This is a genomic window from Streptococcus sp. GMD6S, assembly GCF_000297015.1.
The window spans coordinates 1-16,919 of record NZ_AJRH01000034.1 but is presented as its reverse complement, the minus strand read 5'-3'; the positions used below and the strand labels follow the sequence as shown (position 1 = coordinate 16,919).

The window sequence follows — 16,919 nt, the reverse complement described above, 5'->3', positions numbered from 1 at the left end:
TTCACGATTGAAGGTCGTGTGTGCTTTAACGATTGAAGGTCGCTTGAGCAGTATTCATTATAACACGCTTGGTTGGAGAAGACAAGAAAGAGGCTGATAAATCATCTCAACCTCTCTTTCTTCCTTTGCAAACGAATCAATTTTCCCCTTTAAGTTCTTTCTTCGCTTGTTCTATCTGGTATTTCACTTGCTCAAAGCCGGTTCCTCCTAAGGAATTCCGTCTCCGAACAGCGGTTTCTGGACGCAAGTAGATATAAATATCCTCTTCAATCAAGGGATGGTAGGCTTGCAACTCCTCCAAATCCCAATCTTGGATGTTTTTACCATGCTTGATAGAGTCTAGAACCAATTTCCCTACAATTTCATGCGCTTCTCTAAAAGGGAGTCCTTTTTCAGCCAAATAATCTGCCAGTTCGGTCGCATTCGAAAAATCATTCTCTGTGGATTGCTGCATTTTGGCCTTATTAACCTGCATGCTCGATAGCATACCTGCCAACACATCCAGAGAATTTAAAATCGTTTCTACTGTATCAAACATGCCTTCCTTGTCCTCTTGCAAATCCTTATTGTAAGCCAGAGGCAAAGACTTCATGACGGTCAATAGCCCAAGCAAGTTCCCGTAAACTCGGCCTGTCTTCCCTCGAATCAATTCCGCCATATCAGGATTTTTCTTCTGGGGCATGATAGATGAACCCGTTGAAAAGCTATCAGACAAGCTAATGTACTGATACTCAAAACTGCACCAATTGATGATTTCCTCACAAAAACGACTCATATGCATCATCAAAATGCTGGCATTTGACAGAAATTCTAAGATAAAATCACGGTCACTCACTGCGTCCAAGGAATTGGTATAGGGTTGTTGGAAACCCAATAAATCACTCGATAATTGACGATCGATTGGAAAAGTTGTCCCCGCTAAGGCAGCCGCACCCAGTGGAGATAGGTCCGTATGTTTCAAGTTAAATGCAAAGCGCTCGCTATCCCTTTGGAACATATTATAATAAGCCATGAGATGATGGGCAAAACTAATCGGTTGGGCATGTTGCAAATGAGTATAACCTGGCATGATGGTTTCCACATGTTTTTCAGCCAAATCCAGCAAAACACTGTTCAGATTCGCCAACTTATCCAAGACATGGCCAAGCTGCTCCTTTAGATATAAGTGCATATCCGTTGCGACTTGGTCATTCCGAGAACGAGCCGTGTGTAGTTTCCCAGCCAGAGGACCAATTTTCTCTGTCAGCAACACTTCCATATTCATATGAATATCTTCATTTGCAATATCAAAATGAAGCTCTCCTGCCTCTAAATCTCGCAACAAAGCTTGCAGACCATCTTGGATCTGCTCTGCCTCTTCCAAGCTTAAAATGCCAGTCTGTCCTAGCATTTGAACATGAGCTAGGGAACCCATCAAATCAAATTTTGCCAGCTGGTGGTCAAAAGAAATACTCGCACCGAACTGTTCTACCCAATCTTCCACAGTGCCTTCAAATCGACCACCCCATAATTTTGTATTTTTCGGCATATCCTGTCGTCCCTTTCTATCGCGTCACTACTCAACATTTTTCTGAACTTCTGAATAAACCTTAGTCGGAAGCCCCCAAAGCTTGATAAATCCAACAGCCGCATCTTGGTCAAAGGTATCCGCACTGGTATAAGTCGCCAAATTTTCATCGTAAAGAGAATTTGGTGATTTCCGAGCCACTACCTGGGCGTTCCCCTTATAAAGTTTAACTTTTGCAGTTCCATTGACGACCTTCTGTGTCTCCTTGATATAGGCAATCAAAGCCTGAGTTGCTGGGCTAAACCACAGGGCATTATAGATGAGATTGGACAACTCATTTTCGATAATAGGTTTGAAATGAGCCACTTCTCTCACAAGAGTCAAGTCCTCAATCTCCTTATGAGCTGCCAATAAAGTCACAGCACCTGGGCACTCATAAATCTCTCTTGACTTAATACCGACTAGGCGATTTTCCACATGGTCAATACGACCAACACCGTGTTTGCCCGCAATTTCATTGAGCTTTTGAATCAAAGTCGCCACTTTCATCTTCTCACCATTGAGGGAGATGGGCACCCCGCAGCTAAACTCAATGTCTATAAATTCTGGACTGTCTGGCGCCTCTTCTGGCGAAGATGTGATTCCAAATGCTTCTTCTGGTGCTTGGTTCCAAGGATTTTCCAAGACACCACATTCATTTGCGCGTCCCCAAAGATTTTGATCGACAGAGTAAGGATTGTCAAGGTCAGCAGGAACTGGGACGCCGTTTTCTTTGGCATATTGGATTTCTTCTTCACGAGACCATTTCCACTCACGAACAGGCGCAACTACTTTTAAATTGGGATCCAAAGCCGCAATAGAGACTTCAAACCGAACTTGGTCGTTTCCCTTGCCTGTACAACCATGGGCAATTGTGGTTGCCCCCGTCTGATGAGCTATTTCAACGAGTTTTTTTGAAATAAGAGGGCGACTCAGAGCAGATACCAAGGGATACTTCTGTTCGTAGTAGGCATGAGCCTGAAGGGCCACTAAAACATAGTCATTAGCAAATTCTTCCTTAACATCAATGACATAAGACTCTACAGCCCCAACCTTGAGAGCTTTATCGTGGATGAACTCCAAATCTTTTCCTTCACCCACATCCATACAAACAGCGATCACATCATAGTCTTTTTTTAACCATGTAATAGCAACTGATGTATCCAATCCACCTGAATAGGCTAAAATAACTTTTTCCTTACTCATTTCTCATCCTTCTTTCTATTTTTCGATAGAGGCTTTAAAAGCATCGTCAATCAATTTGTCCAACTCCCCAGAATCCTTCAACTTCTGGATGGTTTTGTCAACCGCCTCTTTTAATTCTTTACTGTCTTTTTTCATCGCAACAGCGTAGGAATCTTCTTTGTCATTGTCAAAATCAAACTCAGCGATGGCTAGGTCTGGATTATTCTCTACAAAGCCTTTCGCCACTGGTTCCTCAAAGATAACTGCATCCAGTTGCCCTGATTTCAAATCTGTTATCAAATTTCCATTTTTAGGAAGTGAAACGAGAGAAGCATTCTGCAAGGTTTCTTTGGCCAGAGTTTCCTGGATAGAGCCTTTCTGCGCTCCAACCTTTTTCTGAGCCAAATCCTTGACTGATTGGTAATTCGTTAATTCAGATTTTCTTACGATAACCTTATTTTTCGAAGTGTAGTAGGGAATTGAAAAATCGTAAACTTGACTTCTCTCCTCCGTTTTAGAAACACCTGATATGGCAAGATCGGCCTTGCCTGAATCAAGACTAGCCAGTACATTGTCAAAACTCATTGGAGAGAACTCCACTTCTACACCTAGTTCCTTTGCGATGGCTTTGGCTAGCTCAACATCTGAACCTACAATCTGATTTTTCCCATCGACCAATTTCTGATATTCAAATGGAGCAAACTCTGGATTTAGGGCCACCACCAATTTTCCTTTAGCCTTAATGGCTTCAACACCTTGGGATTGAGCGTTACTACAAGCAAATAATAAGGGAAACATAAGCAAACCAAACATCGTCATCAACACCTTCTTCACTTTATTCATAGAAGAGCCTCCTTTTATTTTTATACTTTATTGTTGTATAAATAATACTCCTCTCATTTTCGTTTGTCAAGAAAAAACTGTATTTTATTTCATTAAAATCAAGAAAAAGCTTATTATATGATATATTTTTACATATAATAAGCTTATTTATACTATTTGAGTTTTTAAAAATACAATTACCCAATTACAGGTAAGATGAAGAGATCAATGAACTCGCCACATTCTCTTTCACAATTCAATAACTCGATGGCATTGTTGAGCTACATAGGCATCGTGGGTAACGATAATGACCGTTTTCCCTTCCTTGTTCATATCTAAGAGAAAGTTTAAAACCAAATCTCGATTTTCAGGGTCTAGAGAGCCGGTTGGTTCATCTGCTAACAGGAGCTGACTCGGTTTTAAAATGGCTCTAGCAACTGCGATTCGTTGCTGTTCCCCTCCAGATAACTCTGAAACCTTCTGATGTAGGGTTGATGACAATCCCACTCTCTCTAAAATTTCTTCTATCTTTTTGCCTTTGTCCTTCTTGGATAATTTTACATACTTTAGAGCGAGCATGAGATTATACTCTACCGTTTCATTATCAATCAGAGCAAAGTTTTGAAACAGATAAGAGATATGTTCGCGGATAATCGCTTGCGACTTAACAGAATTGACAGGTACATTTTGCTGACCGAAAATTTCATAATGTCCACTGTAATCGCCATCTATCAAACCCAAGAGATTTAACAAGGTTGACTTGCCACTGCCACTTTTTCCAACAATGGCAACTAAATCTCCTTGGTTAATTTTTAGAGATAAGTTCTCCAAAATAACTTTTTTCCCAATGGTTTTCGTAACATTTTCCAACTTTATCATAAGTGATCCCCTTTCAATAACTGCACTACATTTCGTTTTTCCATCTTAGAGCCCAAGAAAAGTACAAACAGAATATCTAAGCCTGTAAATCCTGCGAAAAGCAAGAGCGGGAACAGTGCCTGTGTAAAGAATAGCAGGACTACAAAAGGGAAGCTATATACCAACAATAGAATCCTCAAGAAAGAACGATACCGATCTATCAATTTCCAACCCATGAACTTCTTGGTGATGATATCTGTTCGCTTCAATAAGAAAGTTGTTACTAGTAAGAAGTAGGAAATCATCATACTAAGAAGACCAACCAAAGCAAAGAGTATGTTGAAATTCCGAACAGCATCTCGATAAGAATCTACTTTCTCTTGTTGAATGGCTTGAATAGATGAAAATTTTAAATAATTCCCATCTGATAATTTCTCAACTAACGCTGTCACCTCTTTTTGATGTTGAGCTGTATTTTCGATTTTAATGGGATTATTTAAACCTGTTGTTGACAGGGAAGCTTTTTCATCCCACATCATATCAGAATCATTGACCAAGCTAATAATTGGATTGTAGAGATTTTCCTTTCGCTTCTCGTTATAAGGGAAGAATGACCAATCACCTTCATAGTAAGCAATCTCGATATCCATCTCCTCTATCGTTCGTTTTTGCTGCTCTTCATACTTCATAGAAAGATAGGCAATTAATTTCCCCAAGAGCTGATTTTTATCTTCTTCACCTTTCGTACTTGCTGGCATCAAAATAACTTTTTTAGTGCCGGTATCGGGTAACTTGAATTCCTTGCTCTTTAGAAAATTGCGATTAGCATAGTAAACATCCACCGTATCTGTTAACTGATATTGCTGAATCTGTTCTGATTTGACAAAATTTTTTACAGGAAGACTGCTACTTTGCACATAGCCCGCCTGCGTTTTTTCTACCAAATCCAGATAAAATCGATAGAAATAATCCACTGCTTGCCCTGAGCCTGCCAACTGCTCTTGCCACAGATTATCATTGAGTTGAAAAGTTTCCAAGGTCAGATAATTTCCTTGACTGATCCACTGTTTCTGGTAATCCAACTCTTTGTTTTCTTGCTCCAAACTTTTTCCTACCCCAACTAGCAAGACTGTCAGTAAAATAGTAGTTCCAATTTTCATCAAATAATTAAAGAGTAGACTAAATTTGAAAGATGAAAAACCTTTCAGCAAAGAGCTGATTGTCATTTTTTGAATTAAGAGGTAAGTCAACCAACTGATAAAGAGATAAAGTTGCAAAAGCAAAAAATGCGACAACCATAACATTGGGAACAAATCTTTTGGCTTGTAATCAAGCAAGAAACATACTCCTAGATTGATCACAAGCGCCCCACCTAGGAGGAGGTAGAGGTTGCCTTTCACAACATCAGCTAAAACAGCCCGATCTTGAAAACCCAGTAATTTTTGTACCCCAACTCTTTTCATATCCATCATCGGTTGATACACTGTCACTAACACAAGAAGTAAAATAGCCAAGACAAAAACAATGGCAGATAAAAGCAAATCTCGATTTATGACTTCCACTGCACTTTTATAGGTCGGCTCTAGCAAGGTAGCCTGGTCTATCTTGAAAAAATCGCTCCATTTCTGTACAATCCTATCCTTGTCCATCTCTTGTGTAGAAGTTATCGTATAGCGACCATTTAAACTACGAGATGTATCCTTGATATAGGTTTGAAAAGTCATAAGCTGAATAGGCTTGGCTTTTAGAAAAGTCGGAATCGTACCAAGTTTATTGGAAATTTCTTTATTACTGTAAACTCCCTCACCATCTGTGGTAAAATCAAGAGAAGAAATCCCAAACTCTTGGTAGGGAAAGGTATCTTTATCAAAAACACCAGACTTGACCACCTCATCACCACTGTCTGTTTTGATGATGGAGACTTTATACTCCTTTGATACATCCTCAAAAAATCGAAGAACAGATGCTGCAGGTTCATTAATATCTTTCAAATACAAATCCAAAGAATCTACAGTCTTTCCCATTTCCCGAATCCGCACCACTTCTCGTGTGTAGTTTATATTAAAAACAAAAAAAGTGGTACACAAAAGCAGGAGTAACATACAGAAATTACTGATTTTTTTCATAAAAGTACCTCCTTAGTACTTTATCATCTTAGTCGTAGAATTTATTCCCTTTTTTCACAAATTTATTTTAGATTTCTTTTTTACTTTTTATACTACTATGATACAATATTTTTAATCAGTTTCTATTTTCTGTTAACTTTTTTCACGAACAAGGAGGAGATCATGCGCTACGATTTTGGAAATGTTTATAAAGAAATACGTGAGTCAAAAGGATTAACCCAAGAAGATGTCTGTGGTAGCGTCCTTTCAAGAACCAGCCTATCAAAAATCGAAAGCGGGAAAACAACTCCTAAATATGAGAATATGGAGTTTCTTCTCCGACAAGTCAATATGAGTTTTGAAGAGTTTGAATATATCTGTCAACTTTATCAACCAAGTCAACGCACAGAAATTATGCAAACCTATCTCAATATGAGCTCAATCCTAGGGACTAATGAACTCGAAAAACTATTTCAAAAATGTCAAGACTACCTCAAAACTCACCACGACCTCCCCATCAAAGAGATACGAGATATGCTAGAAATTGTTATCTATATTCGCCAAAATGGGACTAAAAAACTGTCAATCGAAGTTAACAATACTGTAAAGAAGCTATGGAAGAAGATAGAAAAGCAGGACACTTGGTACGAGAATGACTTAAAAATTCTCAATACCATTCTCTTTACCTTTCCTATAGAACATATCCATCTCATCACTGGAAAAATCTTGCAACGCTTAGAAGTCTATAAAAACTATCAACATTTATATGACTTGCGAATGGCAATCCTACTCAACCTCTCCACCATTTACTTATACAATCAAGATAGAAATATGTGTAAACAAATATGCTATACTTTACTAGAAGATGCCAAGAACAAGAAAAGCTACGATAGGCTTGCTATCTGCTATGTCCGTATTGGGATTTGTACGGATGATTCTAAACTTATCCAAAAAGGTTTCTCCCTTCTGGAACTAACCGATGAAACCTCCATGCTATCTCATCTCAAAAAAGAAGTAGAGACCTATCATCAACCAAAGGAAATATAAAAAAGTCGAGGGATTTCCTCGACTTTTACATATTTTTCTGTTAGCTAGTTCTTAATACCAACCGTTGTTAAGCCAGAAGTTCTTGGCAGCTGTCCATGAACCGTAACGTCCTGCAACGTAGGCATCTGCTACACGTTCTTGGTTTTCAGCTGAGTAGTCACCGTTCAAGTATGAATCTGTCAATTGGTAACGTCCGATGTAACGTCCGTTTGTAGCAGTGTAGCTACCGCCTGATTCTTTTTGAGCGATCCATTCTTTGGCTTCTGCTTCAGAACCACTTACAGTAGAAGCTGCTGCAGTGTTGCTTTCTGCTGCTGGAGTTGCAGGTGCAGCTGGCGCTTCATAGGTTGTTGTTTCAGTTACTTCTTCTGCAGTTTCTTCCGCAGCTGCTGGTGCTTCATAAGTTGTTGCTGAAGCTGCAGCGGTTGCAGTTGCTGTCGATGGAGCTGTTCCTTCGATAACCAAAACTTGGTCAACATAGATAAGGTGAATATCTTTGATGTTGTTTTTTGCTGCCAATTTTTCAACAGTTGTGTTGTACTTCTCAGCGATTTCTGAAAGAGTATCACCTGATTTAACTGTGTAAGTTACAGTTTCTTGGGCAGATGCAAGTGATGGAGCAAAGAAAGCAAGCAAAGTTGCTACTCCTGCGATAGTTGTTTTAATTTTTTTAGTTGTTAATGACATATCTAAAAATTCTCCTTCCATTGGATATATCTATGATACCTTTTAAATGTTACCGTTGTTTAACGGTTTTATGTAGAAATATTACAAAAATGTTTTATATTTACCGTTTTAAGGAGGTTTTTGTCACAAAAGACCTTATTTTATACTATCTTTAATCATTTTAAGCTTTTGATAAGGGAAATAAGCGCGGAGGTCCATTCTTTGATATAATAGATATAAGAATCTTTGTAAGGGGAAACAGATGCACTCACTTCGTTTTCAATCTGTCTTTGACATTATCGGACCTGTCATGATTGGCCCATCAAGTAGCCACACAGCTGGAGCTGTTCGCATCGGGAAAATCGTCTCTTCCATCTTTGACGATACGCCGACAGAAGTCGAATTCCAATTATTTAATTCATTTGCCAAAACCTACCGTGGTCATGGAACCGACCTTGCTCTCGTCGCTGGTATATTAGGTATGGATACGGACGATCCCGACATTCCAAATAGCCTAGAGATTGCCCATAAACGTGGTATCAAGATTGTCTGGACCATTCAGAAAGACAGCAATGCCCCTCATCCTAATACCACTAAAATTACTGTGAAGAATGAACACAAATCCATTAGTGTGACAGGAATTTCCATCGGTGGAGGAAATATCCAAGTTACGGAACTTAACGGCTTTGCTGTCTCTCTCAACATGAACACACCGACCATCATCATCGTGCATCAAGATGTTCCAGGTATGATTGCCCATGTTACTGAAGCCCTCTCTCGTTTCGATATCAACATCGCTCAGATGAATGTGACTCGAGAAAAAGCTGGAGAAAAAGCCATTATGATTATCGAAGTCGATAGTCGAAGTTGCGAAGAGGCGATTGAAGAAATCCGAAAAATCCCTCATCTCCACAATGTCAATTTCTTTAAGTAGGAGGAAACATGTTTTATTCTATCAAAGAATTGGTCGAGCAGGCGGATCTAGACTTCCAAGGAAATGTCGCAGAACTCATGATTGCGACAGAATATCAACTAACCGGTCGGGAACGGCCAGAAGTTCTCCTCCTCATGGAACGCAATCTAGAAGTCATGAAAGCCTCTGTCGAGCTCGGCCTCAGTGAAAACAAATCCCGTAGTGGCCTAACGGGTGGAGACGCGGCCAAACTAGACCGCCATCTCAAAAGTGGAAAGGCCTTGTCGGACCTTACCATCCTATCAGCAGCCCGTAATGCCATCGCGGTCAATGAACACAATGCGAAGATGGGCTTGGTCTGCGCTACTCCAACCGCAGGAAGTGCCGGCTGTCTGCCAGCCGTTCTCACTGCTGCTATCCAAAAACTTGACCTCAGCCACGAAGAACAGCTGGATTTCCTCTTTGCTGCTGGTGCCTTTGGACTAGTCATCGCAAACAATGCCTCTATCTCAGGCGCTGAAGGTGGCTGCCAGGCCGAAGTTGGCTCTGCCTCTGCCATGAGTGCCGCAGCCTTGACCTTGGCTGCAGGTGGAACTCCCTATCAGGCTAGTCAAGCCATCGCCTTTGTCATTAAAAATATGCTGGGCCTCATCTGCGACCCCGTCGCTGGTTTGGTTGAAGTTCCCTGTGTTAAGCGCAATGCCATGGGAGCCAGCTTTGCCTTTATCGCAGCAGACATGGCCTTGGCAGGTATCGAGTCTAAGATCCCTGTTGACGAAGTCATCGATGCCATGTACCAAGTCGGATCGAGTCTTCCAACTGCCTTTCGTGAAACGGCCGAGGGTGGACTCGCCGCCACACCTACTGGTCGCCGCCTACAAAAAGAAATCTTCGGAGAATAAGCTTATCTATATCTATTAGGAGAAACTATGCCCTCTATCTCAGCAATCTTTTTTGATCTAGACGGAACCCTGGTTGACAGTTCCCTCGGGATCCACAATGCCTTTACCCATACCTTTAAAAAGCTAGGAGTTCCAAGCCCTGATGCCAAAACCATTCGTGGTTTTATGGGACCGCCCCTTGAAAGTAGTTTTGCAACATGCCTTCCCCAGGAACAAATCTCTGAGGCCGTCCAGATATACCGCTCTTACTACAAGGAAAAAGGGATCCACGAAGCCCAACTCTTCCCCCGAATAACGGAATTACTCCAAGAACTTTCACAAAACTACCCTCTCTACATCACTACAACAAAGAATACTCCGACTGCCCAGGATATGACTAAAAATCTGGGAATCCATCATTTCTTTGACGGCATTTACGGCTCTAGTCCTGAAACGCCACACAAGGCGGATGTCATCCGTTACGCCTTGCAAATGCATCAACTTCCTGCAGACCAAGTCCTCATCATCGGAGACACCAAGTTTGACATGATTGGAGCCCAAGAAACTGGCATTAAAAAGTTCGCTGTTACTTGGGGATTTGGAGAAGAAGCTGATTTGCTCAGCTATCAGCCTGACTGGATTGCCCGTACCATTGATGATATCATTAAGCAACTATAAATAATACAACATACAAAAATACTCCTAACACTAGTGAACTAGGTTGAGGAGTATTTTTTATATATTGTTACTATCAGAAGGAATCAACTCCATGCTTAAGCAGTAATTTGATCCTGTTCTTCAGTATCTGTATCTTCATCCTTCTTACTTGGCCAAGCAAGCATGACAATAAGCGCAATCGGTCCAACGAGAGGAACCAAAGCAATGAAGATAAAGGCCCAGTGGAAACCAGCGTCTCGTAAGCAGCGAAGCGACTCAGACGTTTTTAAATAGAGTAAAAATATCTTAATATTTTCGTACCATTTCTTCAAACCGAGAGTCTTCCGTATTCTCTTTATCTTTTTCACTATTCTCTATCACTTTTTCTCCAAATCGTTGACTTGGCATAGCGAGCATAACGAGCAGTGTTATTGCACCCAAAGGAACAAATACAATAAAAATATAGGCCCAATGGATACCCACATCTCGTAAGCGACGTACTATCAGTGCTAGTAGAGGAACAAACTCTATTATAAACAAAATAATACACATACTGAAGACCGCAATATTCCTGATGGCTTTATCAGATTCTACTCCAGTAAAAAGTGAGTAGTAGGCGGGCAAGAAAATTATCATATTTAGCAGCCAAACCCACCAAAATTCTGGACGTGTGGAACGACCAGAAAAATTTGCATAGCCTTTGAAAAAACTCCTAATAGCACTCAGCATACAAAAATCTCCTTTTGATTTTAATACTTATTTCGCAAAGTTATGTTACCAGCTTAAAAAAGAGGTAGTTTTTAGATTGTCTGAAATCACTCTCCTAATAGATCACATAACATCGTCCCTTGAATAGTTGCGCTTATTAAACCTTTGAAAGATCCGATGTTCTCTACTCTCTATTTATAAAAACCAGCTTTCTGATTCTCTCAGAAAACTGGCGATAGTTGTTTCATTATGAAGGTAGATGGACACTCTTACTCAGCATGAGTTGTTTCGTTTGCAAAGGAAATGATGGCTTTTTTGAGCTCATCTCCGCTGAGTGAACGGAATTCTTCAATCTTTTGATCAATGGCTTCTAGAGGCATGACGTTAACCTTACCAACGAAAATCTTGTCCATGACTTGGTTATCAACCAATTCGGTCGAAACCAAGAGTTCTTCATAGAGTTTTTCTCCTGGGCGGATACCGACCTCAACGATTGGAATTTCACTTTCAGTGTGTCCGCTTAGAAGAACCATTTTCTTAGCCAAGTCATAGATCTTGACTGGTTTGCCCATATCGAGGATAAAGACTTCTCCGTCCTTGGCATAAGCGCCAGCATGGATTACTAGACGGCTAGCCTCTGGAATGGTCATAAAGTAACGTGTCATACGGAAGTCTGTCACCGTTACAGGACCGCCTTCAGCAATCTGACGTTCAAAGACAGGAATCACGCTACCACGACTACCGAGAACATTCCCAAAACGAACTGCACAGTAGGTTGATTTGCTGCGTTGGTTAAAGCCAGTGACAATCAATTCTGCCACGCGCTTGGTTGCACCCATAACATTCGGTGGATTGACCGCCTTATCAGTCGAAATCATGACCATCTTAGGCACTTTGGCCTCATCCACAGCCTTGGCAACATTGTAAGTTCCGAGGATATTGTTTTTGAAGGCTTCTTTTGGATTGCGTTCCATCATCGGAACGTGCTTGTGGGCAGCAGCATGGTAGACAATGGCTGGTTTGTACTGCTCAAACACCTGCAAGAGTCGGTCATAGTCCTGAATATCTGCAATAACAGGAACATAATCAATCCCTTGGAATGTACGGATCAATTCATGATAAACGAGATAGATTGAGTTTTCACCATGTCCAAGCAAGACAATACGCTCGGGATTAAAGCGACTAACCTGACGACAAATCTCTGAACCAATCGAACCACCTGCCCCTGTCACCAGGATGGTCTTGCCTGTAATCTCAGTACCCAGACGCGATTCGTCGAGACGAATTTCCTGACGGCCCAAAAGGTCTGTGATATCAATTTTTTGGAAACCACTACCTGGTTGATGGAGTCCTTGAACGACTGTCTCAACCTTAGGCATCTTGTAACATTTGACGCCTAGCTTATTACACATCTGCAAGATGCGTTCGTACTCTGATGGGTCAAGCGAAGGGATCGCTACGATGACACGCTCGATTTGGTGACGTTTAGCTAATTCAGGTAGATTATCATAAGAGCCCAGAACTGGGATCCCACCTAGTTTTTGTCCCTTTTTCTTTTCATCGTTATCCAAAATCCCCACTAGCTCAAGGTCGCTAGTTGGATGTTGGTAGCTGTTCATAAAGAGGGCGCCACCATCACCAGCACCGATCAAGAAGGTACGGCGATGCTCTCCATCTCCACTACCTTGCTTGCGCTTAGAATAAATCAGCTGCCAAGTGATACGAGGAAGCAAGATGAGGAAGGTACTCAACAAAATGAAGAGTACGATGAAACGGATAGAAAACAATGGAAGAAAGGCATAGCAGATTCCATAAGAAAGAACACTGCTGAGCATCACTCCGAAAAAGATTTTCATGAAATCCGTAATCTTGCTATAACGACTAATACTAGCATTTAGCCCCCAAAACGCAATCATGATTTGATAGAGGAGGAAGGCTAAAAGAGTGTAGATCACGTAATCCACAGGCGCAGGATTTATAAGGCCATAAAACAAGATATAAGATACGATGATGGAAACCACCATACTCAGAATATCGAATATCCCCCAAAACACTTGTTTTTGCTGTTTATTTAAAATTTCAACCAGATCAATCACATAATCTGTTAGTTTTTTATTCATAGGAATTTACTCCCCCTTAAAAGAGTCAGATGATACTGTTGTTATGATAACCTGAATCATTCAGTCTATCGGGGCTTACTTTCTCTTTCTTAAAAGTTTGACGAAGATAAACTGACGTACAAATCCTGGACAAAGTGCAACAATTGCCTGAATGGCTACACTTTTAGCATATTCCATGTAAGAAATTTGCCCTCGCTCAAGCATCCGTTGGCGAGCTTGACGATAGAGTTTGAGGTAACGCAAGCCACCTCGACGCTCAAACATCCCTGCACCGACACGAACCTTACACAAGATTTGATCTAGGTTCCCAGTCTTGGCACCTGCAGCAATCATATTGAGCCAAAGGAGGTCATCCTCCATGTAAAGGCCATCTTCATAGTTGCCTGCCTTGAGGACCATGCTCTTTTTGAACATGACTGTCATATGGTTAAAGGCGCTTCTCATTCTCTGATAAGCCACAATGTCTGCATGCTGAGTTGGAACACGACGATAAGACACAATCTCATCTGGATTGTCAATGAACTCTGCGATATGCCCGCCTAAGAGATCGAGATCTTCTTTCTCCATTAGCTGAAGCTGTTTCTCAAAACGATCCGGAACAGCTAAATCATCCGTATCCATGCGGGCAATAATGTCATACTGGCACTGTAAAACACCGTATCGAAGAGCCAAGCCTAAACCTTGATTTTCTTCTAAGGGGCACCGTTTAACTGGAATGTCTGACTGAGCTTCCACTTCATCTAGCACCTGATAGAGTTCGGGTGTGAGCGGCCCATCCTCAACAAGAACAAGTTCGCTCGGTTTCAAGGTCTGGTTTTGAACACTTTTGATAGCATCTCTTAAAAACGTCGGATTTTCCTTTACATAGACCGACATCAAGACGCTGATTTTTTGCTTTTCAGGCACAGTTTTTCTCCAATGTATAGATTTCCTTCCACTATTTTATCACAAATTCTCCTAGTTTCCTATTTTTATATCAAATCAAGGAAAATTCTAGTAAAGAAATCTGTCACTTTTCACTATATTTTCACTTCCATTGATTGAACTGTCTTGGCTATCATTACTTGACATTATAAGGAAAAAACCTTAAAATAAGCTGTTATTAAAATCATCCTATCGAGGTTTTTATGAAAAAACAATCACTCTTTTTTGTTCTAGGAATTGTCTTAATCGGGACCGTTTTACGCTCTCCTTTTACTGCTCTTCCAACTATTTTAGGAGATATCGCTCAGGGACTAGGAGTGGAGGTCAGCTCACTTGGGATTTTAACCAGTCTCCCTCTCTTGATGTTTGCTCTTTTCTCTGCTTTTGCGAGCCGCTTGGCACAAAAAATCGGGTTGGAACACCTCTTTACTTACTGTCTCCTCCTCTTAACTGTTGGCTCTGTCATTCGGATTTTCAATCTTCCCCTTCTCTATCTAGGGACCCTAATTGTGGGAGCAAGCATTGCGATCTTCAATGTACTCCTCCCAAGTATGATCCAGGCAAATCAGCCTCAAAAGATTAGTTTCCTAACAACTCTCTATGTCACTGCCATGGGAATTTCGACAGCCATCGCTTCTTATCTTTCGGTCCCTATCACCCAAGCTAGTTCTTGGAAGGGCCTCATCCTCGTTCTCAGCTTTCTCTGTCTAGTCACTCTGCTAGTCTGGTTGCCAAATCATCGCCACAACCACCACCTAGAAAGCCAGAAAGAAAAGCAAGTCAAAGAGAATATTCTAAAAAGTAAAGATGTCTGGGCTATCATTGTCTTTGGTGGTCTTCAGTCCTTGCTCTTTTATACAAGTATGACCTGGTTGCCAACTATGGCTATTAGTGCTGGTCTTTCTAATAGTGATGCGGCTCTCCTCGCTTCTATTTTCTCACTGATCAGCATTCCTTTTTCAATGACTGTTCCAAGTCTAACGACTCGTCTATCAGATGGTCACCGTCGAATCATGCTGGCAATTATCTCTATCGCTGGGATGACAGGAATTGCCATGCTCTTGTATCCAAGCAACAACTTCCTCTACTGGCTAGTCGCTCACCTCTTGATTGGGACTGCCTGTAGCGCTCTTTTTCCTTATCTCATGGTTTGCTTTTCTCTTAAAACCAGTTCTCCTGAAAAGACGGCCCAGCTATCAGGACTTGCGCAAACAGGGGGCTACATCTTGGCGGCCTTTGGTCCTACCTTGTTTGGTTACAGTTTTGATCTTTTCCAATCTTGGGTTCCAGCGGTTCTTGCCCTACTAGCTGTTGATATCATCATGACCGTCTCACTCTTTATGGTGGATCGGGCTGATAAGATTCTTTAATTTTTCTAAAATACTTCTCAGATATAAACAATGCAAAGCCAGACACTGTCTGGCTTTTTTGGTGCTTATACCAACAAGAAGCACCATCCATCTGTTAGCAGAAAGATGGCATTTTTGATATAATAAGATGTATAGAAACTAATTGTCATAGGAAAAATACATTAGTTCATAAGATAGCTACTATTTTAAATGAGGTGTACAGAATGAATGAACAGAAATACAATTTGGAAGAGAGTTTAGCAGAGTTAAATAAGCTCCTTAACTTATCAGCCAAGGCGACAGATAAGGCTAGCCGTGAAGCTCTAGCAGAAAAGGCAAGAACAATTTATGAACAATACCCTGAATCAGAAGACATTGCGTTGCGGTATGCTATGACTTTGTTTTATTTATCAACCAAGCAAACTGAATTAAAAGAGCTAGAGACTACTGCTGAGAAATTAAAAGTCGTGCAACAACAATTCTACGATGCACATGATATTGCTTTGCTATATGCCATGATTTTGGTTAATTTATCAAACAAGCAGACTGAATTGAAAGAACGAGAGGCTACTGTTGAGAAATTAAAAGTCGTGCAACAACAATTCCATGATTCACATGATATAGCTTTATCGTATGCTAGAATTTTGTTCAATTTATCAAGCAAGCAGACTGAATTGAAAGAACGAGAGGCTACTGTTGAGAAATTAAAAGTCGTGCAGCAATGCTTTCCAGACTCACCTGATATGGCAGAAGCATTGGCTAAAATTTTGTTCAACTTATCAACCGAGCAGACTGAATTGAAAGAACGAGAGGCTACTGTTGAGAAATTACAGAAATTGCAACAACAATTCCATGATTCACATGATATTGCTTTACCGTATACTAGGACTTTGGTTAATCTATCAAGCAAGCAGACTGAATTGGAAGAATTGGAGACTACTGCTAAGAAATTACAAGTCGTGCAGCAATACTTTCCAGACTCACCTGATATGGCAGAAGCATTGGCTAAGATTTTGTTCAACTTATCAACCGAGCAGACTGAATTGAAAGAGCTGGAAACTACTGCTGAGAAATTGCAAGTCGTACAGCAACAATTCCCTGAATCGCCTGATATAGCTTTACCGTATGCTATGATTTT

16 protein-coding genes are annotated in these 16,919 nt (G+C 40.8%); 6 read left to right on the top strand and 10 right to left on the bottom strand.

The features are described from left to right. Window positions 1–136: 136 nt before the first annotated feature. From argH to GMD6S_RS06315, 5 genes are all read right to left on the bottom strand, one after another. A complete protein-coding gene (gene argH / locus GMD6S_RS06335) occupies window positions 137–1,528 on the bottom strand; it encodes an argininosuccinate lyase (protein WP_001125690.1) in 1,392 nt (463 codons plus the stop codon). 27 nt (window positions 1,529–1,555) lie between these two features. Continuing rightward, complete coding sequence (locus GMD6S_RS06330; protein WP_000031910.1) at window positions 1,556–2,752, bottom strand: argininosuccinate synthase; 1,197 nt, start codon at window positions 2,750–2,752, stop codon at window positions 1,556–1,558. 15 nt (window positions 2,753–2,767) lie between these two features. Beyond that, window positions 2,768–3,574, bottom strand: coding sequence for an ABC transporter substrate-binding protein (locus tag GMD6S_RS06325; protein WP_001045245.1), 807 nt, complete (start codon window positions 3,572–3,574; stop codon window positions 2,768–2,770). 228 nt (window positions 3,575–3,802) lie between these two features. Beyond that, window positions 3,803–4,432: an ABC transporter ATP-binding protein gene (locus GMD6S_RS06320; protein WP_000593110.1), complete on the bottom strand. Its 630-nt coding sequence runs from the start codon at window positions 4,430–4,432 to the stop codon at window positions 3,803–3,805. After that, window positions 4,429–6,537 (bottom strand): bacteriocin-associated integral membrane family protein, encoded by a 2,109-nt coding sequence (locus tag GMD6S_RS06315; RefSeq protein WP_000724248.1) that lies wholly within the window; start codon window positions 6,535–6,537, stop codon window positions 4,429–4,431. The genes GMD6S_RS06320 and GMD6S_RS06315 overlap by 4 nt, the downstream gene beginning before the upstream one ends. A gap of 162 nt (window positions 6,538–6,699) precedes the next feature. Here GMD6S_RS06315 and GMD6S_RS06310 point away from each other — a divergent pair, with 162 nt between their 5' ends. Continuing rightward, window positions 6,700–7,563, top strand: a complete 864-nt coding sequence (locus tag GMD6S_RS06310) for a helix-turn-helix domain-containing protein (RefSeq protein ID WP_001268185.1) — start codon at window positions 6,700–6,702, stop codon at window positions 7,561–7,563. A gap of 51 nt (window positions 7,564–7,614) precedes the next feature. Here the strand turns inward: GMD6S_RS06310 and GMD6S_RS06305 are convergent, their stop codons facing one another. Next, entirely contained in the window at window positions 7,615–8,250 is a 636-nt protein-coding gene (locus GMD6S_RS06305; protein WP_000060321.1) for a LysM peptidoglycan-binding domain-containing protein, read from the bottom strand. A gap of 241 nt (window positions 8,251–8,491) precedes the next feature. Here GMD6S_RS06305 and sdaAB point away from each other — a divergent pair, with 241 nt between their 5' ends. Genes sdaAB through GMD6S_RS06290 form a run of 3 tightly spaced genes read left to right on the top strand, consistent with a single transcriptional unit; the run spans window position 8,492 to window position 10,701 of the window. Next, a complete protein-coding gene (gene sdaAB / locus GMD6S_RS06300; RefSeq protein WP_000555868.1) occupies window positions 8,492–9,163 on the top strand; it encodes an L-serine ammonia-lyase, iron-sulfur-dependent subunit beta in 672 nt (223 codons plus the stop codon). A gap of 8 nt (window positions 9,164–9,171) precedes the next feature. Next, window positions 9,172–10,044, top strand: a complete 873-nt coding sequence (gene sdaAA, locus GMD6S_RS06295) for an L-serine ammonia-lyase, iron-sulfur-dependent, subunit alpha (protein WP_000500035.1) — start codon at window positions 9,172–9,174, stop codon at window positions 10,042–10,044. A gap of 27 nt (window positions 10,045–10,071) precedes the next feature. Then, the gene (locus tag GMD6S_RS06290) at window positions 10,072–10,701 is read left to right on the top strand and encodes an HAD-IA family hydrolase (RefSeq protein ID WP_001139324.1); all 630 of its coding nucleotides are present in this window, start codon (window positions 10,072–10,074) and stop codon (window positions 10,699–10,701) included. A gap of 95 nt (window positions 10,702–10,796) precedes the next feature. On the opposite strand, the gene GMD6S_RS06285 is transcribed toward GMD6S_RS06290, so the two are convergent. The 4 genes from GMD6S_RS06285 to GMD6S_RS06270 all read right to left on the bottom strand — a co-directional run bounded on the left by GMD6S_RS06285 (window position 10,797) and on the right by GMD6S_RS06270 (window position 14,414). Then, window positions 10,797–11,012 carry a hypothetical protein gene (locus tag GMD6S_RS06285; protein WP_000759536.1) on the bottom strand — a complete coding sequence of 72 codons (216 nt, stop codon included), beginning with the start codon at window positions 11,010–11,012 and terminating at the stop codon, window positions 10,797–10,799. After that, window positions 10,987–11,409: a DUF805 domain-containing protein gene (locus tag GMD6S_RS06280; protein ID WP_000947292.1), complete on the bottom strand. Its 423-nt coding sequence runs from the start codon at window positions 11,407–11,409 to the stop codon at window positions 10,987–10,989. The genes GMD6S_RS06285 and GMD6S_RS06280 overlap by 26 nt, the downstream gene beginning before the upstream one ends. 248 nt (window positions 11,410–11,657) lie before the next feature. Further along, entirely contained in the window at window positions 11,658–13,508 is a 1,851-nt protein-coding gene (locus GMD6S_RS06275; protein WP_001035729.1) for a nucleoside-diphosphate sugar epimerase/dehydratase, read from the bottom strand. 75 nt (window positions 13,509–13,583) lie between these two features. After that, window positions 13,584–14,414: a glycosyltransferase gene (locus GMD6S_RS06270; protein ID WP_001114302.1), complete on the bottom strand. Its 831-nt coding sequence runs from the start codon at window positions 14,412–14,414 to the stop codon at window positions 13,584–13,586. A 221-nt stretch (window positions 14,415–14,635) separates the two neighbouring features. Here GMD6S_RS06270 and GMD6S_RS06265 point away from each other — a divergent pair, with 221 nt between their 5' ends. Next, entirely contained in the window at window positions 14,636–15,802 is a 1,167-nt protein-coding gene (locus GMD6S_RS06265) for a CynX/NimT family MFS transporter (RefSeq protein WP_000744868.1), read from the top strand. A 203-nt stretch (window positions 15,803–16,005) separates the two neighbouring features. After that, the coding region (locus GMD6S_RS12715) for a hypothetical protein (protein WP_001005332.1) at window positions 16,006–16,919 on the top strand (914 nt) is incomplete at its 3' end.